At 65.3% G+C, this 22,228-nt stretch carries 19 protein-coding genes; 8 read left to right on the forward strand and 11 right to left on the reverse strand.

Features of this window, described 5'->3' with window-relative positions; genetic code table 11:
• Nucleotide 1 precedes the first annotated feature (1 nt).
• From L0U81_RS04510 to rsxB, 3 genes are all read right to left on the reverse strand, one after another.
• Nucleotides 2-436: a DUF1841 family protein gene (locus tag L0U81_RS04510; RefSeq protein ID WP_233800378.1), complete on the reverse strand. Its 435-nt coding sequence runs from the start codon at nucleotides 434-436 to the stop codon at nucleotides 2-4.
• Nucleotides 437-553: 117 nt separating this feature from the next.
• The gene (gene nth, locus L0U81_RS04515; protein ID WP_233800379.1) at nucleotides 554-1,198 is read right to left on the reverse strand and encodes an endonuclease III; all 645 of its coding nucleotides are present in this window, start codon (nucleotides 1,196-1,198) and stop codon (nucleotides 554-556) included.
• Nucleotides 1,199-1,241: 43 nt separating this feature from the next.
• Nucleotides 1,242-2,138, reverse strand: coding sequence for an electron transport complex subunit RsxB (gene rsxB, locus L0U81_RS04520; protein ID WP_233804209.1), 897 nt, complete (start codon nucleotides 2,136-2,138; stop codon nucleotides 1,242-1,244).
• Between the two features lie 232 nt (nucleotides 2,139-2,370).
• Here rsxB and L0U81_RS04525 point away from each other — a divergent pair, with 232 nt between their 5' ends.
• Nucleotides 2,371-3,003 carry a TetR/AcrR family transcriptional regulator gene (locus L0U81_RS04525; RefSeq protein WP_233800380.1) on the forward strand — a complete coding sequence of 211 codons (633 nt, stop codon included), beginning with the start codon at nucleotides 2,371-2,373 and terminating at the stop codon, nucleotides 3,001-3,003.
• 124 nt (nucleotides 3,004-3,127) lie between these two features.
• Here the strand turns inward: L0U81_RS04525 and L0U81_RS04530 are convergent, their stop codons facing one another.
• The 3 genes from L0U81_RS04530 to L0U81_RS04540 all read right to left on the reverse strand — a co-directional run bounded on the left by L0U81_RS04530 (nucleotide 3,128) and on the right by L0U81_RS04540 (nucleotide 6,684).
• Nucleotides 3,128-4,405: a polyhydroxyalkanoate depolymerase gene (locus tag L0U81_RS04530; protein ID WP_233800381.1), complete on the reverse strand. Its 1,278-nt coding sequence runs from the start codon at nucleotides 4,403-4,405 to the stop codon at nucleotides 3,128-3,130.
• A gap of 179 nt (nucleotides 4,406-4,584) precedes the next feature.
• Nucleotides 4,585-6,474, reverse strand: coding sequence for a glycoside hydrolase family 15 protein (locus tag L0U81_RS04535; RefSeq protein WP_233800382.1), 1,890 nt, complete (start codon nucleotides 6,472-6,474; stop codon nucleotides 4,585-4,587).
• 69 nt (nucleotides 6,475-6,543) lie between these two features.
• Nucleotides 6,544-6,684 (reverse strand): hypothetical protein, encoded by a 141-nt coding sequence (locus tag L0U81_RS04540; RefSeq protein ID WP_233800383.1) that lies wholly within the window; start codon nucleotides 6,682-6,684, stop codon nucleotides 6,544-6,546.
• A 35-nt stretch (nucleotides 6,685-6,719) separates the two neighbouring features.
• Between L0U81_RS04540 and L0U81_RS04545 the strand changes: the two genes are divergently transcribed.
• Entirely contained in the window at nucleotides 6,720-6,965 is a 246-nt protein-coding gene (locus L0U81_RS04545) for a hypothetical protein (protein WP_233800384.1), read from the forward strand.
• 142 nt (nucleotides 6,966-7,107) lie between these two features.
• Here the strand turns inward: L0U81_RS04545 and L0U81_RS04550 are convergent, their stop codons facing one another.
• A complete protein-coding gene (locus tag L0U81_RS04550) occupies nucleotides 7,108-7,260 on the reverse strand; it encodes a DUF3096 domain-containing protein (RefSeq protein WP_233800385.1) in 153 nt (50 codons plus the stop codon).
• Between the two features lie 256 nt (nucleotides 7,261-7,516).
• On the opposite strand from L0U81_RS04550, the gene L0U81_RS04555 reads away from it, so the two are divergent.
• On the forward strand, nucleotides 7,517-8,758 hold the full coding sequence (locus L0U81_RS04555; protein WP_233800386.1) for a lactonase family protein: 1,242 nt from the start codon (nucleotides 7,517-7,519) through the stop codon (nucleotides 8,756-8,758).
• Between the two features lie 86 nt (nucleotides 8,759-8,844).
• Here L0U81_RS04555 and L0U81_RS04560 read toward each other — a convergent pair whose 3' ends face one another.
• Both L0U81_RS04560 and L0U81_RS04565 read right to left on the reverse strand, forming a co-directional pair.
• Nucleotides 8,845-12,627, reverse strand: coding sequence for a DNA translocase FtsK (locus L0U81_RS04560; protein ID WP_233800387.1), 3,783 nt, complete (start codon nucleotides 12,625-12,627; stop codon nucleotides 8,845-8,847).
• Between the two features lie 113 nt (nucleotides 12,628-12,740).
• Nucleotides 12,741-13,277, reverse strand: a complete 537-nt coding sequence (locus tag L0U81_RS04565) for an META domain-containing protein (RefSeq protein ID WP_233800388.1) — start codon at nucleotides 13,275-13,277, stop codon at nucleotides 12,741-12,743.
• A 181-nt stretch (nucleotides 13,278-13,458) separates the two neighbouring features.
• Here L0U81_RS04565 and purT point away from each other — a divergent pair, with 181 nt between their 5' ends.
• The 5 genes from purT (at nucleotide 13,459) to L0U81_RS04590 (ending at nucleotide 20,229) form a co-directional block, all read left to right on the forward strand.
• Entirely contained in the window at nucleotides 13,459-14,673 is a 1,215-nt protein-coding gene (purT, locus tag L0U81_RS04570) for a formate-dependent phosphoribosylglycinamide formyltransferase (protein ID WP_233800389.1), read from the forward strand.
• 146 nt (nucleotides 14,674-14,819) lie between these two features.
• Nucleotides 14,820-15,203: an MliC family protein gene (locus L0U81_RS04575; RefSeq protein ID WP_233800390.1), complete on the forward strand. Its 384-nt coding sequence runs from the start codon at nucleotides 14,820-14,822 to the stop codon at nucleotides 15,201-15,203.
• Nucleotides 15,204-15,380: 177 nt separating this feature from the next.
• A complete protein-coding gene (locus L0U81_RS04580; protein ID WP_233800391.1) occupies nucleotides 15,381-17,033 on the forward strand; it encodes an acetolactate synthase large subunit in 1,653 nt (550 codons plus the stop codon).
• Between the two features lie 32 nt (nucleotides 17,034-17,065).
• Nucleotides 17,066-18,502 carry an aldehyde dehydrogenase family protein gene (locus tag L0U81_RS04585; protein WP_233800392.1) on the forward strand — a complete coding sequence of 479 codons (1,437 nt, stop codon included), beginning with the start codon at nucleotides 17,066-17,068 and terminating at the stop codon, nucleotides 18,500-18,502.
• A gap of 257 nt (nucleotides 18,503-18,759) precedes the next feature.
• Entirely contained in the window at nucleotides 18,760-20,229 is a 1,470-nt protein-coding gene (locus L0U81_RS04590) for a DEAD/DEAH box helicase (RefSeq protein ID WP_233800393.1), read from the forward strand.
• Nucleotides 20,230-20,278: 49 nt separating this feature from the next.
• Here the strand turns inward: L0U81_RS04590 and gluQRS are convergent, their stop codons facing one another.
• Together gluQRS and L0U81_RS04600 are read right to left on the reverse strand one after the other, a co-directional pair.
• The gene (gene gluQRS / locus L0U81_RS04595; protein WP_233800394.1) at nucleotides 20,279-21,166 is read right to left on the reverse strand and encodes a tRNA glutamyl-Q(34) synthetase GluQRS; all 888 of its coding nucleotides are present in this window, start codon (nucleotides 21,164-21,166) and stop codon (nucleotides 20,279-20,281) included.
• Between the two features lie 52 nt (nucleotides 21,167-21,218).
• A complete protein-coding gene (locus L0U81_RS04600) occupies nucleotides 21,219-22,082 on the reverse strand; it encodes a sulfurtransferase (RefSeq protein WP_233800395.1) in 864 nt (287 codons plus the stop codon).
• Nucleotides 22,083-22,228 lie beyond the last annotated feature (146 nt).

Genomic DNA, 22,228 nt, shown 5'->3' on the forward strand with positions numbered 1-22,228 from the left:
TTCAGTCGCGTGTCGCGCGCCGTTCGATGCGCTGAAGATACGCGTCCGTATCCGGCGGGGTGCCGGTACGCTGGGCTTCCCAGATGGTTTCGCCGAGGCAGTCCATGATCGCGTGCTGCGCCTCGTGCGTCGAGCCGAGCCGCGCGGCGAGACGGTCGTGCGCGGCGCGAATGCCGGGCGGCTGATCGATCGACAGCTGCTCGGAGATCGCCAGATGCATCGACAGATGCAGGAAAGGATTGGTCTGGCCGCGCTCCGGCGAATAGTCCTGCGCCTGGGCGGCCGGGCCGTCGGCGAGGTCGGCGTGGTATTCCGGATGCTCGACGATCCAGTCGGCGGCGATCGCCTCGAGCGGCGTCAGAATCTCGCCCTGGCGCTGTTTGCGCCAGGTGTCGGTGAAAAAGAGGCGAACTTCGTCGCGGCTGGGATTGAACATCGTGGAACCGGTGCGTGGGAGTGGGGCGTGCGCAGTGCGCGGAACATATTATTTTACGCGGCAGCCACGCTGGGTGCAGGCGCGGGGCTCGGCCTCGGGATTCGAATTGGCCCGCGCCTAAAGATCGGGCGGCGGCGTCTTCGGCCGGAACTCGCACAGCGGCTCGATCGCGCAATGCCAGCATTCGGGGCGGCGCGCCTTGCACACATAGCGCCCATGCAGGATCAGCCAGTGGTGCGCATCCTGCCTGAATTCTGCGGGTGTGAATTTTTCGAGTGCCGCTTCGACCGCGCGTACGTCCTTGCCGGGCGCGAGCCCGGTGCGGTTGGCGACGCGGAAAATGTGCGTGTCGACCGCGATGGTCGGATGGCCGAACGCCGTGTTCAGGATCACGTTGGCCGTTTTGCGGCCGACGCCCGGCAGCCCTTCAAGCGCTTCGCGATCCTCAGGTACCTCGCCGCCGTACTGGTCAAGCAGGATGCGACAGGTCGCGATCACGTTCTTCGCCTTCGTCCGATACAGACCGATCGTCTTGATATAGCTCGCGACACCTTCCTCGCCGAGGTCGAACACCTTCTGCGGCGTGTTAGCGACCGGGAACATCCTGCGCATCGCCTTGTTGACCGACACGTCCGTCGCCTGTGCCGACAACAGCACCGCGATCAGCAGTTCGAACGGCGTCGTGTACTCGAGCTCGGTGGTCGGATGCGGGTTCAGGCTCTGAAGGGTTTCGTAGATCGCGCGGCGTTTGTTCGCGTTCATGCGGAGCGGGTCGAGGTGAGTGGGACGGACGGCGCCGATGTGCTCAGCGGGTGGTCGGCGGCGAGTTGGACGGCGGGTCCGATTCGTTGGACGGCTGCTCCGGGCTGCGCGTGTCGTCGCCCCCGGCCAGACCGAGACGGTGGCGGCGCGCTTCGGCGGCGTCGATCTGCGCCTGCACGTCGGCGCTGACGTTCTCGGTGTTCAGCGGTCCCTGGCCTTTCGCGGCCATTTCGTCCTTTTTCTTGCGCGCGCGTTCTAGCGCGGCCTGGATGATCGCGCGTTTCTTCGCTTCGGCGTCGTCCGCAACCGGGGTGGCGCGGGCCGGTGCTGCTGTCGCGCCGGCAGCTGGCACCGTGGCCGGCGCAGCCGCCGGGACACTCGCGCTCGCGGCTCGCCGCGCTGCAGCACGCGCTTCGGCGGCGTCGCGCTCGCGCGCGAGACGTGTCTCGTGGCGGTCGTGACGCGTACGCGCCGCGTCAGCCTGGCTCTGACTCCAGGCATCCCATCCGGTCGCCTCGCCGGTCACGGGCAGCATCGCGATGCAGTCGACCGGGCAGGGTGGCACGCACAGGTCGCAGCCGGTGCATCGCTCGGCGATCACGGTGTGCATCTGTTTCGGAGCGCCAACTATCGCGTCGACGGGGCACGCCTGCATGCACAGCGTGCAGCCGATGCACACCTGTTCGTCGATAACCGCCAACGGACGCGGGCGTTCGACGCCGTTGGCGGAATTGAGCGGAATCACTGGTTTGCCGAGCAGCGCCGCGAGGCGCGCGATACCCTCGGCACCGCCGGGCGGGCACTGGTTATAGTTGGCCTCGCCGCTGGCGACGGCTTCGGCATACGGACGGCATGCGGGATATCCGCATTTCGTGCATTGCGTTTGGGGCAGCAGATCCTCGATGCGATCTGCGAGTGTATTGACGTCTGTCACGGTTATGACGTGGGGGCTTGCCGTGCGATCGCACGACCTGAACTAAATAGCACATTATCGCCGATTTCCCCGATTGCCATTCGCAGTCCATGTGCCATAATCGAAGCGCTTCATTCGAAAGACCGCAGAAAAGGGTGTGTTTCCCAACCACGACGCGCCCGCTCAACGCCGCCACTATAAGGCTAGGAGAGGCCGGCGGCGCGATCCGGATAACGCGGCTCACGAAGACGATGCCACCATGAATCAGCCGAAAATCAAAAGAGATCCTGAAGGCACGAGGCGCCGCATTCTGCTTGCGGCGGCCGAAGAGTTCGCAAGTGGAGGGCTGTTCGGCGCGCGCGTCGATCAGATCGCCCGCCGCGCGGAAACCAATGAACGCATGCTCTATTACTACTTTGGTAGCAAGGAGCAGCTTTTTACCGCGGTACTCGAACACGCGTTCAGCGCACTCAATGAAGCGGAACGCACGCTCGAACTCAATGGAATCGCGCCCGTCGAGGCCGTTACGCGGCTCGCGCATTTCGTTTGGGACTACTACCGCGATCATCCCGAGTTGCTCCGGCTCATCAACAATGAGAATCTGCATGAAGCACGTTATATGCAGAAGTCGACGCGCATCCGCGAAATGATCTCGCCGATCGTCGCGACGCTCGGCGGAATTCTCGAACGTGGGCAACGCGCGGGGCTGTTTCGCACGAACGTCGACCCGCTGCGTTTTTACGTGACGCTCTCGGGCATGGGCTACTACATCGTGTCGAACCGATTCACGCTCGAGGCGACGCTCGGCCGCGATTTCAGCAGCGCCGCCGAACGCGGCGAAGTAATCCAGATGAATACCGAGCTGCTGCTCGCATATCTGTTGAGAAAATAACGGACGCTGGCGCGGTGATCATCGCCGCGACAAAAAATCAGTATCACCAACAAAGCGTAATAGAAAAGCCAACGGCCTCGAGAAGAGGCCGTTGGCTTTTTAAATGCTATTGCAAGTTTAATGCTCAGGCTTCGACTTTTTCCTGCGTCGGCCTCGCCGTTTTATTGTGCTCGAGAATGAAGTCGCGCAATTGCGGATAAATGATGGTGCGCCAGCGGCGGCCCGAGAAAATGCCGTAGTGGCCGCATTTTTCCGCAGTGAAGTGACGCTTGTTCTTCGCCGGAATGCCGCCGCACAGGTCATGCGCCGCGTAGGTCTGGCCGTCGCCGGAAATGTCGTCGAGTTCGCCTTCGATCGTAAACAGTGCGGTCGTCTTGATGTCCTGCGGCCGCACCGGTTCGCCGTCGACGACCCAGGTGCCCTCGGCAAGACGGAATTCCTGGAACACGACGCGGATCGTGTCGAGGTAATAGTCGGCGTCCATGTCGAGCACTGCGTTGTACTCGTCGTAGAAGCGGCGATGCGCTTCGGCGTCGTCTTCGTCGCCGCGCAGCAGGCTCTGGTAGAAATCCCAATGCGACGCCGCGTGACGCTCGGGATTCATCGCGACGAAACCGGTGTGCTGCAGGAAGCCCGGATAGACCTTGCGGCCCACACCCGGATAGTTCGGCGGCACCGTGAAGATCACGTTGTTTTCAAACCACTCGTACGAGTGCTGCGTGGCGAGCGAGTTGACCGAGGTCGGGCTCTTGCGCGCGTCGATCGGGCCGCCCATCATCGTCATGGTGCGCGGCGTGTCCTCGCCGCGGCTCGCCATTAGCGATATGGCGGCGAGCACCGGCACGGTCGGCTGGCACACCGAGATGACGTGCAGGTTCTTCGCACCAATATGGCGAATGAATTCCTGGATATACGCGATGTAGTCGTTCAGACCGAACCAGCCGGCTTCGAGCGGCACCATGCGCGCGTCGATCCAGTCGGTGATGTAGACCTTGTGGTCTTGCAGCAACGTGCGCACGGTGTCGCGCAGCAGCGTGGCGTGGTGTCCTGACAACGGTGCGCAGACGAGCACGACCGGCTCGTCTTTCAATTGGTTGACAGCATCGCTGTCGTCCGCGAAACGCTTGAAGCGCGTCAGGCGGCAGAAAGGCTTTTCGATGAAGGTCTGCTCGACGATCGGAATGTTATGACCGTCTTTGACAATCTGGTGAATGTTGAACTCGGGCTTTTCGTAATCCTTGCCGAGCCGGTAAAGCAGTTCGTAGCCGGCGGACAAGCGCGTGGCGCCCGGCCAGTAGGCTAACGGACTGGCCGGATTCGCAAATGACTTCGATGCGGCCTGAGCCCAGGCGGTCAGAGGGTTCAACATCGCCCGCTGGAATTCGTGCAGTTGATAGAGCATGTTTGCTCCGTTTTAAGCGGTTCGCATTGGGCTTCGCAAACACGCGTGAGGCGTTGCGGCGGGCCATTCTGGTTGTTGGCACATTCTTGTTGGCCGACAGTCGGATCGATAATATCGAACAAAGCAAATTTGTGCAACGCAACAATGTTCGCGTTCAGTGTACGCAAACTGTCACGGGCTCATGCTAGCGGCGATGCTGCTGCGCCGCTATCAGGGCTTGCCTGAGCCTCAAGCTCCAGCGAGCGGATGCCGTTATGCGGCGGATGACCGGTCGCCTGGGCCATCTCCTGCTCGTGCTTCATCAGGTTCAGTCCGGTGTGGACGAGCGCCACGTGCGAAAACGCTTGCGGGAAATTGCCGACCAGACGTTTTTCGACCGGGTCGTACTCCTCGGACAGCAGGCCGACGTCGTTGCACAGCGCGAGCAGCCGCTCGTACATCTCCACCGCTTCCTGCACGCGTCCCTGCAGCGCGAGGTTGTCCACCATCCAGAACGAACAGGCAAGAAAGGTGCCTTCCCCGGGCGGCAGGCCATCGTCGTATTCGGTGGTGCGGTAGCGCATCACGAAGCCGCCGTGCATCAGGTCCCGCTCGATCGCCGCGACGGTGCCCTTGATGCGCGGATCGTGCGGCTTGAGGAAGCCAACCAGCGGCATCAGCAGCACGCTCGCGTCGAGCTGGTCGCTGCCGTAGAACTGCGAGAACGCGTTCAACTGCGGATTCCATGCCTTTTCGCAGACCTCGGCGTGGATCGTGTCGCGCGTCGCGCGCCATTCGTCGAGCGGGCCGTCGAGCTTGAACATTTCGGCCGAGCGGATCGCGCGGTCGAACGCGACCCACGCCATCACCTTCGAGAACGTGAAGTGCCGGCGGCCGCCGCGCGTTTCCCAGATGCCTTCGTCGGGTTCGCGCCAGATCGTCGTCAGGTGCTCGAGCATCGCGCGCTGCACGTTCCACGCGGTGACGTCCGCCTGCAGGCCGCCGACGCGCGCAAGATGGAGCGCGTTCATCACCTCGCCGTAGACGTCGAGCTGACTCTGCCCGACCGCGTTGTTGCCGATGCGCACCGGTTTCGCGCCCTGATAGCCGGGCAGCCAGTCGATTTCGGATTCCGGCAGACGCCGCTCGCCGGCGATGCCGTACATGATCTGCAACTGGTTCGGTGCACCCGCCATCACGCGGCCGAGCCAGCTGCGCCACGCGCGCGCTTCGTCGTAGTAGCCGCCGCGCATCATCGCGAGCAGCGTGATGGTCGCGTCGCGCAGCCAGCAGTAGCGGTAGTCCCAGTTGCGCGTGCCGCCGAGCTGCTCGGGCAGCGACGTGGTGGGCGCCGCCACGATGCCGCCGGTCGGCTCGTAGGCGAGCGCGCGCAACGTGATCAGCGAGCGGCGAATCGGTCCGGCCCAGCGTCCTTCGACGGTGCCGCGCGCCGCCCATTCGAGCCAGTGGTTCTCGGTGCGGGCGAGCGCCGTGTGCGGATCGCGCGCGGGCGGAATGCGCAGGTGCGACGGCGCGTAGGCGAGCGAGAACGGCACGCGCTCGCCGGCCGTCACCGTGAACTCGGCGACGGTCTTCATGTCCTCGCCGTGCAGCTCGACCGGCGTGCGCAGCACCGCGTTGTCCGGGCCGACGATCGCCTTGATGCCGCTGTCGTTCTTGAGCTTGTCGACCCACGGAATCGAGAAACCGTAGTCGAAGCGCAGCACCAGTTCCATCTTCATGCGCACGGTACCGCGCTTGCCGACGACGATGCGGATCATCTCCGACCAGCCGTTACCAGGCGGCATGAAGTCGATCAGCGTGACGGCACCGTCGGGCGTTTCGAAGTCGGTTTCGAGGATGAGCGTTTCGCCGCGATAACGGCGCGTGATGGTCGGCGCGGCGCCCCCGGCTGGCGCGGCGGGGGTGATCAGCCAGCGGCCGTTCTCGGGTGTGCCGAGCAGCGCGGCGAAGCAGGCGCCCGAGTCGAAGCGCGGCCAGCAAAGCCAGTCGACGGAACCTTCGCGGGAGATGAGCGCGGCGGTATGGCCGTCCCCGATCAGTGCGTAGTCTTCGATGAGTGCAGGCATGGAAAACGTGTCAGGTTACGAGTCGTTAAGACGGACGGCGATAGCAGCCGCGTTTTGAAGGGGGTGTTATTACCGGACCACCATGAGCTTCGTTTGGTTCACCGCACAGTGCGGCAAAACGCGGGTTGGAAAATGGTCAAATCCATGCATACAATCAAAATTCATGCCGATGCCCGGCGACATGCCGGACTGCGAATCGGCCTTGCTCATGGCGTATGCAGACGCCGTTTCCGAGGACGAAAGCCATGCTGAACCCTTCGAAATCCGATTGCATCACGATTCTCTCGGCCGCCAGCCAACTTGCCGGCGATTCCATGTTGCCACTCGATCATAGCCGGCTCGGCCTGAGCCGCAATGGCATGCTGGCTGCCGTGTCCTTCCTGGCCGAGCGGGCCTGCTTCCGGCGCTATCAGCAGGATGCCGGTCATTATGCGGTCGGCGCGCTGTCGTTGCAGGGGCGCTTGCGGCTCGATCAGCTGGCGAACGGTTGAGCGGTAGCGCTGAACGTTCGTCGCGCTCGTTCCTCGCGTATGTCACGGCATGACATTTGCCGCCGCCGCGAACCTTCCCTGCTTGCGAAAACACACCGACACCGGGCGCAAATCCAGCGCGCGGTGTCGTGTCGCATGTCGCTCACAGATGTGACGAGCCCATGCCGAAGATCCCGATGATGCCGATGATGATCAGATAAAGCGCGACGATATAGTTCAGGAGTCGCGGCATGATCAGGATCAGAATGCCGGCGATCAGCGAAACGACCGGGCCCAGGCTGAGAGTGACGTTCATGGAGACTCCGTGGTTGAGGCGCGTGACGCGCGATTGAAAAAACGTCCCGCCACGCGGGACAAAAGCCGCCGGCGCAGACCGCGCGCCGGCGGCGGATTCACTGCATGATCCGACCTGACGCTCTTATACTGACTTCGACGACAACAACGCGGAACGACGCTCGATTCGCGGCGCGGCAGACCAGACACCGTTACTACCGCTTGTACTGCAGCTCGTACGCGAGCCAGTACGAGACAACCGATGTCGAGGAGGTCTCATGCTTCGCAGTCGCCGCGCGAGGCGGCCCGCGCCCTTGAGGGCCGCTCGTTCGATAATAAAAGGTTTCGTGCTCATGGTTTCGATTGTTGCTTCGCACGCCTATGCGCAAGATTCTGGCCCGGTCCCCGCGGACGGCGTCTATACGATGCTGGTCGGTACTTACACCAGCGGCAAGAGCGAGGGTATCTACGTCTTCCGCTTCGATACGAAGACGGGTGCGGCGACCCAGGTGTCGGTTGCGCAGACGGTGAATCCGTCCTTTCTCGTGGTGAGCCGCGACCGCCGCTTCGTCTATTCGGTCAACGAACTGCCCGGCGACAACGGCCCGGCCACGCAGCGCGGCGGCGTCAGCGCGTTCGGCTTCGATGCCGCACGCGGGCAGCTGACGTTTCTGAACAAGGTATCGTCGGATGGCAATGATCCGTGCTATCTGAGCATCTCGCCGGACGGCCGGTATCTGCTCACCGCGAACTATTCGGTCGCGCCCGATCCGGGCGGCAGCTTCGCGGTGTTTCCGCTGCAGGCCAACGGCCAGGTAGGCACGTCGGTGCAGACCGTGCACCACGAGGGCGGTGGTCCGGTGAAAGGGCGGCAGGACAACTCGCACGTGCATTCGACCGTGTTCTCGCCGGACGGCCACTATCTCTTCACGCAGGACCTCGGCGCCGACAAGCTGTACGCCTACCACTACGCGCCGCAGAACAGCTCGGGTGCCGGCCCGTTCGTCGCGACCGACTGGGGCTACACGCAGCAGAAGGCCGGCACGGGTCCGCGCCATCTGATTTTCAGCGCTGACGGCAGGCACGCGTATCTGACGAGCGAACTCGCGGCGAGCGTCAGCACGTTCGACTACCACGACGGCAAGCTGAAGCTCGTGCAGACGCTGCCGCTGACCGAGCCGGGCTTCAAGGGGCAGGTGGGCGCGGCGGCGATCCATATGTCGCCGGACGGACGCTTCGTGTATGCATCCAATCGCGGCGACGCGAACGAGATCGTGATCTTCGCGGTCGATCCGGCCAATGGGCATCTGAAGCAGATCGGCCGGCAGTCGAGCCTCGGCAAATCGCCGCGCGAGTTCGCTATCGATCCGACCGGCAACTGGCTGATCGTCGGCAATCAGTTGAGCGACACGGTCTATGTGTTCAAGCGCGATCCGCAGACGGGGCTGCTCGATCCGAATCCGAAGCAGCATTTCGAACTCGGCTCGCCGGTCGATTTCAAGCTGGTGTCGCCGTCGTGACGCACGGCACGCGCGGGTCAATAAAAAACGGACAGCTCACGTTGTGAGGCTGTCCGTTTTTTCGTCTTCGCCGATTCAGTGGCCGGTCATTCCGCCGGCCCCGGCGCGAGCACTTCGCGGCTGCCGTTGATGCTCATCGCCGACACGAGGCCGGCCGTCTCCATCTGCTCGACGAGGCGCGCCGCGCGGTTATAGCCGATGCGCAATTGGCGCTGCACCGATGAGATCGACGCGCGCCGCGTGCGCACGACGAACGCGACCGCTTCGTCGTACAGCGGATCGGCTTCCGCATCCGGCGCTTCGCCGAACAGGTCCTGGGCCGCGCCGCCATCGGTGGCCGGGCCGTCGAGAATGCCTTCCTCGTACTGCGGCTCGCCGAACTGCTTCAGATACTCGACGATCGCATGCACTTCCTCGTCGGCGACGAATGCGCCGTGCACGCGCTGCGGGTAGCCGGTGCCCGGTGGCAGGAACAGCATGTCACCCTGGCCGAGCAGCGACTCGGCGCCCATCTGGTCGAGAATCGTGCGCGAGTCGATCTTCGACGACACCTGAAACGCGACGCGTGTCGGAATGTTCGCCTTGATGAGGCCGGTGATCACGTCGACCGACGGCCGCTGGGTCGCGAGGATCAGGTGGATGCCGGCCGCGCGCGCTTTCTGCGCGAGCCGCGCGATCAGCTCCTCGATCTTCTTGCCGGCGACCATCATCAGGTCGGCGAGTTCGTCGATCACGACGACGATCAGCGGCAGCGGTGCGAGCGGCTCGGGCGCATCGGGTGTCAGCGAGAACGGGTTGCCGAGCTTCTTGCCCTTCGCCTCGGTGTCGCGGATCTTCTGGTTGAAGCCGGCGAGATTGCGCACGCCGACCGCCGACATCAGCCGGTAGCGCTTCTCCATTTCTCCGACGCACCAGTTCAGCGCGTTGGCCGCGAGCTTCATGTCGGTGACGACCGGCGCGAGCAGATGCGGAATGCCTTCGTACACCGAAAGTTCGAGCATCTTCGGGTCGATCATGATCAGGCGCACTTCCTCGGGCGTCGCCTTGAACAGCAGCGAGCAGATCATCGCGTTGATCGCGACTGACTTGCCCGAGCCGGTCGTGCCGGCCACCAGCATGTGCGGGGCCTTCGCGAGATCGGCGACGACCGGATGGCCGGTGATGTCCTTGCCCATCGCGAGCGTCAGTTGCGAGTGCGAGTTCTGGTAGACGCTCGCTTCGAGGATTTCGGAGAGTCGGATCGTCTGCCGCTTCGCATTCGGCAGTTCGAGGCCCATGCAGGTCTTGCCCGGAATCGTTTCGACGACGCGGATCGAGGTGAGACCGAGACCGCGCGACAGGTCCTTCATCAGGCCGACGATCTGGCTGCCGCGCACGCCGAGCGCCGGCTCGACTTCGAAGCGCGTGATGACCGGACCCGCCGATGCGCCGACCACGGTCACCGGCACCTTGAATTCCTGCAGGCGCTGCTCGATCAGCAGGCCGGTTTCGCGGAGCTTTTCGTCCGGAATGGGTTCGATGTCGGCGTCCGCGGGGGCGAGCAGATCGAGTGTCGGCAGTTCGACCATCGATGCGGCCGGCGCGTGGAACTCGAAGCCGTTGACCGGCGCGTGGCCGCGCAGCGGCGAGCGGGCGGCAGGATCGGCGGCGGGTTGATCGGCGAGCTGGGCCTGCGGTTGCGGTGTTAGCTCGGGCGCAGCCGCTGGAATGGGCGACTCTTCGGCGGCCGGCGTGTGCACGACGGGCGCCGCGTTTGCCACGACCGAAGACTCGCTGCTGCCCGCCGATGCGACGAAGCCCGGGAAACGGACTACGTTCGAAACGACGGCTGGCGCGGCTGCCGGCGTAGCGAGGTTCTCTGCATTCGTCGAAGTCGACGAATGCGAGGCGTTCGCGGGCTCGGCCGCGGCGTGGCCAAGCTTGCTCTCCCAAGGCACGAGAGTTTTTTCGATGACGATTTCGGCGACAGGCGCGAGCGCTTGCACCCGCGTTTGTGTGGCGGGGGAGGGGGCGACGGGTTCGCTGACCGGTTGCTCAATGGGGGCGTTGTTCTGCGTCGAATCGCTTTCGAACGGCGGCAGGTCTTCTTGCGCTCCGTCGTCCTGCAAGCTGGCTGCAAAGCGCTCGAACGAAGTCGGAGTCGGCGTCGCGACCGGCATCTCAGGTTCCGGCTCGCTTGCGGCAGGCGCCGCGGTGGCGGGCTCGGCCGCGGCTGCCACGTCGGCCACCGGCTCCATCGCAGTCATCGTCTGCGGCGCAGAGATAAGCGGTGCGTGGATGGCCGGCGGTTCGGTCGGCCATTGCGTAACCGGCGCGTTACCGTCTTCGACAGGCGTATCGGACTCAACCGGCGCGTCCTCACGCGGCAACTCGACCGGTGCGTCTTCGCGCTGCGACCGCGACACCGTCTCCACCGAACTCTCCGCGCTCTGCTCCTGCGGCGCCGCGACTGCCTCGCCGGCCTGGACAGGCAGCGCATCCTGTTGCGCAGACTGCACATCAAACGCCCTCGACCTATTCGCCGCATTGCCAATCTTCGCGCTGTCGGCGCCACGGCTGCGCGCGAGGCTCACACCGGCCATATCGGTCCAGCGCGCGGCGTTTTCCGCGATGCTGCGCAGCGTTTCCTCGACGCTCGCGGGTGGTGCCACGGTCGATGCGTTCGCCACCGGCCGTGTCAAGCCCGGCGCGGGACCGCGTGCGGTCGACGGCGATGTCGCGCCGTTGGCGCGCGTAGCGGCCGGGAACGCGTGACGTGGCGTGACGCTGCGATTGAGCGGCGCGGTGCCATCGGCCGGGCGTGGCAGCGGCGACGGACGGCTGCCGCGGCCCGCGGCATTCGTCGATCCCGCCGTCATGCCGATACCGGCGCCCGACACGGTTGCGCGGCCCGCCATCGCTTGTGCCGCTCTCGCCGATACGCCCGATGCGGCGGCGGCCGTCGCCGCCAGCGCGGCGCTGGAGCCGAACGGTGTGGCCGAGCGCTGTTCGCCGACGGAGCGCCGACCGACCTGCAGCGCGCCATCTCGAGCCGGCGTACCCGAACCGGAGCCTGCCGCTGCGGACGTCGCCGGACGGGGCTCCGCCGTGCGCAACCAGCCGGCCGGCGCGACCGGCTCGGTCGGCACGAACGGCGAGGCAGAACTGTCCACAGCCTTGTCGGCATGTAACGCCTGCGTTGACAGCACCGCTGTCGGACGCGGCGACGCGATCGGCCCCGTACGGAGCACTGGCTCGATCTGCTTGACCGGCCCGCGCGCCGCGCCGGCGTCACGGGCGAAAGCCTCCTTGCTACCCGCGATGCCGGCCGCCGCGGCGCTGGCAGCAGCGGCGGAACCCGCGCCGCGCACGCTCGCAGGCGGACGCCACACCGTCGGGCGTGCGTAACGTCCCTTGCTGTTGCGCGGTGCCATCGTGTTGGTGGCGGGTGTTGCATGCGATGGCGCGCCGTCGTCGATGGTGCGGTGGCGGCGCGCATCCTCGTCGCGCTTCGCGAGTCCGCGCGACAGACCGAGGCCGAACGCGCCGTCGGCCCACGCGGCGAGCTCGCTCCAGCGGAACTCGATGAGCCAGGGCAGGCTGATCGCGAGCAGCGCGAGCGCCGCGAGCGGGGTGCCGATATGGCCGAGCAGATGACCGAGCCCGCCGGCGAGCGCATGACCGAAACCATTGACGCCCGCGATGCCGATCAGCGAGCCCTCGAGCGTGCAACTGGCGATCAGCACGCAGACAAAGCCGAGCCACAGCCGGATCGTGCCGGGGCCGCGCAGACCCGCGCCGCCCGGCAGCACCGACTTCACGAGGCGCCACAAAAGAGGAATGAACCAGACGGCCGACCCGCCGAACCAGCCGAAAACTACCGTGTGCATACCAGACATCTACGAATGACGGAGCGCGCGCAAGCGCAATCCGTCGAGTTTAAACCGGCGCAGCGCGCGGCTTCGAAGGCCGGCGCGAGTCCCGAACGCGGCGCAGACACGCATCACTTGTCGCTGCGATCGAACATGAGCGCGTCGCCGTTGTCGAGGATCAGCTGCATCTGCTGCGGTGCTCGCATCTGCACGCCGGTGCGATCGATGCGCTCGAGCGCAGCGAGGAACGGCTTTTCGATGTCGCCGCCCGGCGAGGCGCACGCCATGCGCGTGCCGGCGAGGGTTCCGAAGCTCAGCTTGCCGTCCTTCAGCATGTACGAACCCATGAAGCGGTTACAGCCGGAAAAGCCGCTGGCGTGACGCTGGCCGCCTTCGGTCGACAACGTGAGTGTGAGCGGTCCCTGATCCTTCGACGGCACCGCGCGCGCCGTGCCGTCGGCGTTCTTCCACGAACTCAGCACCCAGCTGGTGTCGTCGAGCAGCTGCGCGGCGGCGGGATTGAACGGATCGGGCGGCGGCGCCGACGAATCCGAATGCTTCGGCATCGCGCAGGCACCGAGCAGCGCGGCGACGCTCAACGCGGCGACGGCCGTGCGCAGGCACGGAGTGATGCGCGCAAGACGTCGCGGGCGGGAGCGGATGAGCATGGCGTCGTTCCTGTTCAAACTGGCGAAGGCGTAAGGGTAACGTACTAAGCTTGTCGTGCGCGAGCGAAGGCGCGCGGATCGACCGGCGACGCCCTGCGGGCGCCGCGCGGCAAGGGGCCCGCATGTTAACATCGCGGTCTATCCAATCCCACCCTCATCCTGACTTTTATCTGGAGACCCCATGCAGATCGGCCAACGGATCGGCACGCCCCTTTCTGAATCCGCGACGCGCGTCATGCTGCTCGGCGCCGGCGAACTCGGCAAGGAAGTGATCATCGCGCTGCAACGGCTGGGCGTCGAAGTGATCGCCGTCGACCGTTACCCGAATGCGCCGGGCCATCAGGTCGCGCATCGCGCGCACGTGATCGACATGACCGACCGCGCCGCGCTGCGCGCGCTGGTCGAGCAGGAACGCCCGCACCTGATCGTCCCCGAAATCGAGGCGATTGCCACCGACGAGCTCGCCGCGATCGAAACCGAGGCGCTCGCCGAGGTGATCCCGACCGCGCGCGCCACGCAACTGACGATGAACCGCGAAGGCATCCGCCGCCTCGCCGCCGAAGAGCTCGGCCTCGCGACCTCGCCGTACGCGTTCGCCGATTCGCTCGACGAGCTGCGTGCGGGCATCGCGAAGGTCGGCTATCCGTGCGTCGTGAAGCCGGTGATGTCGTCGTCGGGCAAGGGGCAATCGGTATTGCGCAGCGACGCGGACGTCGAGCCCGCATGGCAGTACGCGATGGCGGGCGGCCGCGTGAATTTCGGGCGTGTGATCGTCGAGGGTTTCATCGACTTCGAATACGAAATCACGCAGCTGACCGTACGCGCGATCGACCCGGCGAGCGGCCAGGTCAGCACCTACTTCTGCGATCCGATCGGCCATGTGCAGGTCGCGGGAGACTATGTCGAATCGTGGCAGCCGCAGCCAATGAGCCCGCTCGCGCTCGAGCGCTCGCGCGAGATCGCGCACAAGGTGACGGCGGCGCTCGGCGGCCGCGGCCTCTTCGGCGTGGAACTTTTCGTGCGCGGCGACGAGGTATGGTTTTCGGAAGTCAGCCCGCGTCCGCACGACACGGGGCTCGTCACGTTGTGCTCGCAGCGCTTCTCGGAGTTCGAGCTGCATGCGCGCGCGATCCTCGGCCTGCCGGTCGACACGTCGCTGCGTGCACCGGGTGCGTCGGCAGTGATCTACGGTGGTCGCGACGAGGCCGGCATCGCGTTCGAAGGCGTCGCGGCGGCGTTGGCGGTGCCCAATGCGGACCTGCGCCTGTTCGGCAAGCCGGAGAGCTTCGTCAAACGCCGCATGGGCGTCGCGCTCGCGACCGGCGCGAACATCGACGAAGCGCGCTCGCGCGCGAAGCAGGCCGCGGCCGCGGTGCGGCCGGTGTCGGCGAAGTAAGGGGTAAGCGGCGCGCCGCCGACCGATGCGTGCGCCGATGTGATCGATCCTTGAGTTGTCGTTGAACTGCCTGTGACTCGTCTATGACCCGGCCTCGCGGCCGGTGCGCCTTCCGTGCCTGCTCCCCGCAACGATCGAGGTGTTCGATGAAGACATGGCGTGTTGCAATCCTCTCGGCGGCAGCATCGGCAGTGGCCTTGGCGGCGGCATCTTCCGGCAGCGCATCGGCCGCGCCGCTGCAGTTCAGGCACATCGAGGGCAAGAACCACCAGACGCGCAAATACACGTGCGCGACCGGCAAGATCCTGCAGGTCACCTACTGGAACGCGCAGAACGGACAGAGCTTCGCCGTGCTGCCGGTGAAAGGCACGCAGATGCTGTTCGTCAACACGATCTCGGCGTCGGGCGCGAAGTACCAGGCCGGCAGCTATACCTGGTGGACCAAGGGTCCGCGCGCCAACCTGTATGACTTGACTAGCGGCGAGAACGCGCCGCCGATTCTGTCCGACTGCGTGACCGTGGTCCGCTGACTCTCCATCCCCCGCGCGGCCTTGTCCGCTCGCGCACATCGTTTCCGTTCGAGTAGTAAGCTGTCCGGCATGGCGTTCGCCATTCCGTCTGCCATGCCGCGCGCGCGGCCGTCGTTGTCGTCTTCGATCGTCCGGTTCCGGACCCGACCGTCCCCGAGTCATCAAGCGAGACCCTCAATGAAAGCATCGGACCTGTTCGTCAAATCGCTGGAAGCCGAAGGTGTCGAGTATGTGTTTGGCATCCCCGGTGAAGAAAATCTCGATCTGCTCGAATCGCTGCGTCGCTCGAAAATCCGTCTGATTCTCACGCGCCACGAGCAGGCGGCCGGCTTCATGGCCGCCACCTATGGGCGGCTCACCGGCCGCACCGGCGTATGTCTGGCGACGCTCGGCCCCGGCGCGACCAACTTCGTGACCGCGGCCGCCTACGCGCAGTTGGGCGGCATGCCGATGCTGATGGTCACGGGCCAGAAGCCGATCAAATCGAGCAAGCAGGGCCACTTCCAGATCGTCGACGTGGTGCGGATGATGGAGCCGCTCACCAAGTACACGCGGCAGATCGTGTCGATCGGCAATATTCCGGCGGCGGTGCGCGAGGCCGTGCGGCGTGCGGAGGAGGAGCGTCCCGGCGCCACGCACCTCGAATTGCCCGAGGACGTCGCGCACGAGGAGGGCGACGGCAAGCCGATTCCGAAGAGTTACAGCCGCCGTCCGGTCGCCGAGGAGAAGGCGGTCGCGCGCGCGGTCGAGGCCATCACCGCCGCGAAGCATCCGCTCCTGATGATCGGCGCGGGCGGCAACCGCAAGACCACGACCAAGATGCTGCGCGAGTTCGTCGACCAGATCGGCATTCCGTTCTTCACGACGCAGATGGGCAAGGGCGTGATCGACGAATCGCATCCGATGTGGCTCGGCAACGCGACGCTCTCCGACGGCGACTTCGTGCATCGCGCGATCGAGCACGCGGACTGCATCATCAACGTCGGTCACGACGTGATCGAAAAGCCGCCGTTCTTCATGCGCAGCGGCGAGGCGGGCGAGAAGACCGTGATCCACGTGAACTTCCTCGGCGCCGAAGTCGATCCGGTCTATTTCCCGCAGATCGAAGTGGTCGGCGATATCGCGAACGCGGTGTGGCAACTGAAGGAAAGCCTGAAGCAGCGTCAGGAGCATTGGGACTTCGCGCGCTTCAAGGAGATCAAGGAGCACTTCGAGGCACACCTGGTGAAGGGGCAGCACGACGACCGCTTTCCGATGTATCCGGTGCGGATCGTCAACGACGTCTACGAGACCACGCCGGTCGACGGCATCGTGTGTCTGGATAACGGCATGTACAAGATCTGGTTCGCGCGCTACTACCGTGCGCACGAGCCGAATTCGCTGCTGCTCGACAACGCGCTGGCGTCGATGGGCGCGGGGCTGCCGTCGGCGATCGCGAGCAAGATCGTGCATCCGGAGCGCAAGGTGATCGCCGTGTGCGGCGACGGCGGCTTCATGATGAATTCGCAGGAGCTCGAAACGGCGGTGCGCCTGAAGCTCGATCTGGTGATCCTGATTCTGCGCGACGACGCGTTCGGCATGATCCGCTGGAAGCAGGAAAACATGAACTTCCCGGACTACGGCATGACGCTTGCGAATCCCGATTTCGTCGCCTATGCGCAAAGCTATGGCGCGCTGGGGCATCGAATTGAGGCGGCCGGGCAGTTCGCGCCGCTCTTGCGCGAGTGCTTCGCGACGCCCGGCGTGCACGTGATCGACGTGCCGATCGACTACTCGGACAACGAGCGTGTGCTCAATCGCGAGATCAAGCGGCTGTCCGCGCGGCTTTGAGTCTCTGCGCATCGAATCAAGGAGAACGCGACATGTTGCAGAAAACCTATCCGTACTACCTCGCCAATGAGCCGGTGGCTGCCAACACCGATCTCGAAGTCACCGACAAATTCAGCGGCGAAGTCGCCACGCGCGTCGCGATGGCCGACGCGGCCGCGATCGACAAGGCGATCGGCCACGCAGTCGACGCGATGCCCGCCATGCGTGCGTACCCGCCGTTCAAGCGCCAGGCGGTGCTGGAACACTGCGTGAAGCGCTTTCGTGAGCGCTACGACGAACTCGCGCTCGCGCTGTGTATCGAGGCGGGCAAGCCGATCAACGATTCGAAGGGCGAAGTCACGCGCCTGATCGATACGTTCAAGGTCGCCGCGGAGGAGAGCGTGCGAATCGACGGCGAGATCATCAATCTGCAGATTTCACCGCGCGCGAACGGTTACCACGGCTACGTGAAGCGCGTGCCGATCGGGCCGTGCTCGTTCATCTCGCCGTTCAATTTCCCGCTGAACCTGACCGCGCACAAGGTCGCGCCGGCGATCGCGGCCGGTGTGCCGTTCGTGCTGAAGCCGGCGAGCCGCACGCCGGTCGGCGCGCTGATCATGGGCGAAATTCTCGCGGAAACGGATCTGCCGAAGGGCGCGTTCTCGATCCTGCCCGCGCATCGCGACGGCGCCGACCTGTTCACGACCGACGAGCGCTTCAAGCTGCTGTCGTTCACCGGATCGCCCGCGGTCGGCTGGGAGCTGAAGAGGAAAGCCGGCAAGAAGAAGGTGATTCTGGAGCTGGGCGGCAACGCGGCCGCGATCGTCGACGGCGATCAGGCCGGCAAGCTCGACTACGTGGTCGACCGGCTCGCGTTCGGCGCGTTCTATCAGTCGGGGCAGAGTTGCATCGGCGTGCAGCGGATTCTCGCGCATGCGAGCGTCTACGACGCGCTGCGCGAGAAGCTGATCGCGAAGACGAAGTCGCTCGTGATGGGCGATCCGAAGAACGAGAAGACCTTCGTCGGGCCGATGATCTCCGAATCGGAGGCGAAACGGCTTGCGGGCTGGATGGAGGGGGCGGTGCAGGCGGGCGCGCGGATCATCGCGGGCGGCAAGGTGGACGGCGCGATGTTCGAGGCGACGCTGCTCGAAGGCGTGAAGCGTGACACCGATCTGTATCGCAAGGAGGCGTTCGGGCCGGTCGCGATACTCGAGCGTTTCGACGATTTCGAGGCTGCGCTCGCCCAGGTCAACGACAGTGACTTCGGTCTGCAGGCCGGCGTGTTCACCGATTCGCTCGCGCATGCGCATCGCGCGTGGGATGCGCTCGAAGTGGGCGGCGTCGTGATCAACGACGTGCCGTCGTTCCGCGTCGACAACATGCCCTATGGCGGCGTCAAGGATTCGGGGCTCGGGCGCGAGGGTGTGCGCTATGCCATCGAAGACATGACCGAGATGCGGCTGATGGTGATGCGCGAGACCTGGTGAGGGGTTCGATCTGACGTGAGCGGGGGCGGGCTGGATGACGAACGCCGCCCGCCAGCCGGCCACCATGAGGGTTTTTGCTGAAGTGCTACAATACTGCGCTTTCGGCGGGTGTTTCCGCCAGCCGGAGCCGGCCGCATTATCCGAACTCAGACGGGTCCCGCGCGGAACGACGTGGCTCCGCCTTCATCCTGATGCCCTCCGCGGTCCCGACCGCTGCTGCGCGCATCGCGCCACGCGCATTTTTAGCGAAAGCCACCATGTCCGACACAGCCGTCACGCCCAGCACCGAGACTTTTGATCAATTCGGCCTCGCGCCCGACATCCTGAAGGCCATCAAGGATTCGGGCTACACGTCGCCCACGCCGATCCAGGCGAAGGCGATCCCGGTCGTGCTGGCGGGCCGTGACGTGATGGGCGCCGCGCAGACCGGCACGGGCAAGACCGCGAGCTTCTCGCTACCGATCATCCAGCGTCTGCTGCCGCAGGCCAGTACGAGCGCATCGCCGGCGCGTCACCCGGTGCGCGCGCTGATCCTCACGCCGACCCGCGAACTCGCCGACCAGGTCGCCGCGAACGTGCAGGCGTACGCGAAGCACACGGCGCTGCGCAGCGCGGTCGTGTTCGGTGGCGTCGACATGAATCCGCAGTCGGAGCAATTGCGCCGCGGCGTTGAAATCCTGATCGCGACGCCGGGTCGTCTGCTCGATCACGTGCAGCAGAAGACCGCGAACCTGGGCCAGGTGCAGATGCTCGTGCTCGACGAAGCCGACCGCATGCTCGACATGGGCTTCCTGCCGGACCTGCAGCGCATCCTGAACCTGCTGCCGAAAGAGCGCCAGACGCTGCTGTTCTCCGCGACGTTCTCGGGCGAAATCAAGAAGCTCGCCGCGACGTATCTGCGCGACCCGCAGACCATCGAAGTCGCGCGCAGCAACTCGACCGCGACCAACGTCACGCAAGTCGTCTACGAAGTCGCCGAGGGCGACAAGACCGGCGCGGTCGTAAAGCTGATTCGCGAGCGCGGCCTGAAGCAGGTGATCGTGTTCTGCAATAGCAAGATCGGCGCGAGCCGGCTCGCGCGCAGCCTCGAACGCGACGGCGTGGTCGCGACCGCGATTCACGGCGACCGCTCGCAAAGCGAGCGCATGCAGGCGCTCGACGCGTTCAAGCGCGGCGAAGTCGAGGCGCTGGTCGCGACGGATGTCGCCGCGCGCGGTCTCGATATCGTCGAGCTGCCCGCGGTGATCAACTTCGACCTGCCGTTCAACGCCGAAGACTATGTGCACCGGATCGGCCGTACGGGTCGCGCGGGCGCATCGGGCGACGCGCTGTCGCTGTGCAGCCCGAACGAGCGCAAGCAGCTGGCCGACATCGAGAAGCTGATCAAGCGCCCGCTCGATTTGCAACGCCTGAGCGTCGATGCACCGGTGCGCCATCATCGCGAGGACCGCTCGCTGCGCCGCGAACGCAGCGAATCGCGCGACGAGCACAGCCGCCGTCGTACGGGCGGCGCGTCGGGTTCGTATGACCGTGCGCATCATCATCATCGCGCGCAGCCGATCGACGATTTCTTCCTGAAGCCGTACGAGCCGTCGCCGGCATCGGTGCGCAAGGTCGAGGAGACGGCCGCGTCGAACGGCACGCCGCAGAAGGCGGCGCCGAAGCGGCAATTGGCCGCGTTGCTCGGTGGGTTCGGGATGCCGAGGAAGACGCCGTCCTCGTCGTAAGGCGGGTTGCAGGCTTGACGCCCGGGCGCAATGCCGGGCGTGCGCATCATCAGGATGCGCGAATCTTCATCTGTTTCGCCCAGGCCGTGGTCGCGGCGCTGTAGAAGTTTTCCAGCGTCGCAGGCGGCTCGCTTCCCAGATCCAGTCCCAGATGCCGTGCCGCCGCGCCTAGCGCGTCCAGTGGTTTATCGCTATCGAGCGCGGTGGCGCCGTTCTGCTTGCTCAGCTTCTCGCCGTGCTCGTTCGTGACGACCGGCACATGCAGATACTCGGGCGTCGCCACGCCCAGACAACGCTGCAGATAGATCTGCCGCGCCGTCGAATCCATCAGATCCGCACCACGCACGATGTGTGTGATGCGCGCCTCCGCATCGTCCACCACCACCGCAAGCTGATACGCCCACTGGTCGTCCGCGCGGCGCAGCACGAAATCGCCGACCTCGGTCGCGAGATTTTGCGTCTGTGGGCCCTGCCACCGATCGTCGAACGTGATCGCGGCGGCGTCGCCGTCGGGCACGCGCAGGCGCCACGCGCGCGCGGGCTTGCCGTGCAAGCCGGTGCGACAGGTGCCGGGGTAGGCGAGCGTCGTGTTGCGCGCATGCGCGTGCAACAGCGAATCAGCGATTTCCTTGCGCGTGCAGCCGCACGGATAGACGAGACCGGTCGCTTGCAACTGCTCCAGCGCCTGTTGATAGCGCGCCATGCGCTGGCTTTGCCAGACCGGCGTTTCGTCGGCGTGCATGCCGAAGCGTTCGAGGGTCGCGAGGATGTCTTCGGCGGCGCCGGGCACCGTGCGCGGTGCGTCGATATCTTCGATGCGCACGAGCCACGCGCCGCGGTGCGCGCGCGCGTCGAGCCAGCTTGCCAGCGCGCTGACCAGCGAGCCGAAATGCAGCGGGCCAGTCGGCGACGGCGCGAAACGTCCGCGATAGGTCATGGTTTGGAGACGAGAGGCGAGGCGCCCGCGTCGGTTGCAGCGTCGGCCGCCATTAAGCGGCGCACGCGGCCTTGCTGTCCGGATGGCACGCCGGACAGGTCTTGCCCGCGACGTACATCGGCGATTGCTGTTGCTCGGGCGTGACCACCGCGCGGCAGCCGAAGCATTGCCTCGTCGCGGTCGGTTCGAGTTGCGGGTTCAGCGCCGTGCGATAGTCGAACACGAAGCAGTCGCCGTGATAATGCGCGCCGCCCACTTCCTCGAAGTATTTGAGGATGCCGCCTTCGAGCTGGTACACGTTCTCGATGCCGACGTCCTTCATGTGGATCGCGGCCTTCTCGCAGCGGATGCCGCCCGTGCAGAACGACACGACCGTCTTGCCTTCGAGATCGGCGCGGTTGTTCTCGATCACCTCGGGGAATTCGCTGAACTTCGTGATGCGATAGTCGAGCGCCTTGTCGAACGTGCCGACATCGACTTCGAACGCGTTGCGCGTGTCGAGCATGACGACGGGGCGGCCTTCGTCATCGTGACCGCGGTCGAGCCAGCTCTTCAGCGTGGGCGCGTCGACGAACGGTGCGCGGCCGAGCTCAGGGCGAATCGCCGGCTTTTTCATCGTGATGATTTCGCGCTTGAGCTTGACCAGCATGCGCGTGAACGGCTGCGAGTCCGACAGGCTTTCCTTGAACTGCAGATTGGCGAACTTGCCTTCGAAAAGCGGATCGTGGCGGATGTAGTCGATGAACGCGTCCGTGTTCTCGCGCGTGCCGGCGGTAAACAGGTTGATGCCTTCCGGGGCGAGCAGGATGGTGCCGCGCAGGCCGAGCGCAAGGCAGCGCTCGGTGACGAGCGGGCGCCACGCGGCGGTGTCTTCGATGGTCGCGAATTGATACGCGGAGAGATTGACGATACTCATGTGTGTTCAGCGGTAAAGATGGCCGGCGTGGCGAGGGGAGGCGTCACCGGTGCCGTCGCTGGTGCGTCCCCGTATAAGACGACCGGCGAAACTACTATTATCCCTCAACCCGGCATTTTCCCCGAGCTGGCCGAGTGGCCAAAGGG

Source organism: Paraburkholderia sp. HP33-1, assembly GCF_021390595.1.
In the GTDB taxonomy this organism is placed as follows: Bacteria; Pseudomonadota; Gammaproteobacteria; order Burkholderiales; family Burkholderiaceae; genus Paraburkholderia.